The organism is Photorhabdus temperata, assembly GCF_025384845.1.
Classification (GTDB): Bacteria; Pseudomonadota; Gammaproteobacteria; order Enterobacterales; family Enterobacteriaceae; genus Photorhabdus; species Photorhabdus temperata.
Map to the genome: position 1 here is coordinate 1 of NZ_JAJAFX010000180.1, position 1,112 is coordinate 1,112.

General features: G+C 61.6%; 1 protein-coding gene. It reads left to right on the forward strand.

Annotation, left to right across the window (positions count from 1 at the left end):
* On the forward strand, positions 1-1,011 hold a 1,011-nt coding region (locus LGZ99_RS24450; protein WP_262979850.1), incomplete at its 5' end, for a VasL domain-containing protein.
* Between the last annotated feature and the right edge of the window lie 101 nt (positions 1,012-1,112).

A 1,112-nucleotide genomic window follows, 5' to 3' on the forward strand; every position in this document is an offset into this window, starting at 1 on the left:
CGCACCGACATGCTCGACTGGTTTAACACCCGCTGCGGCAACGCCCTGCGCCAGCACGACTACACCGCCCGCGACCTGCGCCTGATTTACCGGGCTGAACGGGCCTTACAGCTGATAGTCGACCGGCTCCAGCAGTCCGATTTAAAACGCCTGCCCAAAGTCGAAAACCTGCTGTGGTTTTTCCAGAACACCGCGAAAAAACTGGAAAATACCCGTATCCTGCCCACACCGGCGCCCAGGCCTGTCCAGATGCCGCCGCTGGTTTACCTGGCTAACGCCGAGCCGGAAACCGACGACACCCCCGGTTACGACAGCCATCAGCCCAAAGTCCAGGTCCGTTTCCCTGAGCCGCCGCCCCGGATGAGTGCCTTACAGGGCTTTGGGCTGGGCGTACTGCTGGGCGCGTTTGTCCTGACCGGCAGCTGGCTGGGGCTTTACCGACCGCTGCAACACCAGCTCACGGCCCTGACCGGCACGCCGGACGGCGCGAGACTGGCCTGGCTGTACCAGCCTGACCTGCCCGCCTATGAACAGCAGCTGACCCGGTTAGCGGACACCTCCCCGCTGGTGGTGCTGCAACATGCCGAACAGCTGACCGGCCTGGCACAAAAGACCTGGCCGCAGGACCGCGAACAGCAGCGAGAAACCGCCCGCTGGCAACAGTTACAGACCGTCCGGCTGGATAACGCCCCGCTACCGGGCAGCTGGCATCAGACCCAAAATCAGCTCCAGCAATTAGCCGACAAAATCCTGGCGCAGGAGCGCAACCGCGGCAGTTTCACCCTCTCCTACCTGAAAACCGCGATTTATCAGATTCAGACCAGCCACAACCGCGACGTGCCGCTGGAAGAGTTGCTGCGCCAGTTCTCCGCGGCAGTCGAACAGGGACATCCTGTCTCACCGGCGCTGAGAAAAAAGACCGACGACCGCTTTAACGCCCTGCTCAGTCGCTACTACACGTTGCAAAAAGACGCCGGGCTGACCGCACTCCCGGAAAAAAACCGCCCGTAACGTCAGAAAAGGAACCCTTATATGTCATTGCAGAAAAAATCCGCCGGGCAAATCGCCCAACACCTGGCTGACCGGATGACGGCGCAACCCGCCGGCGGGTT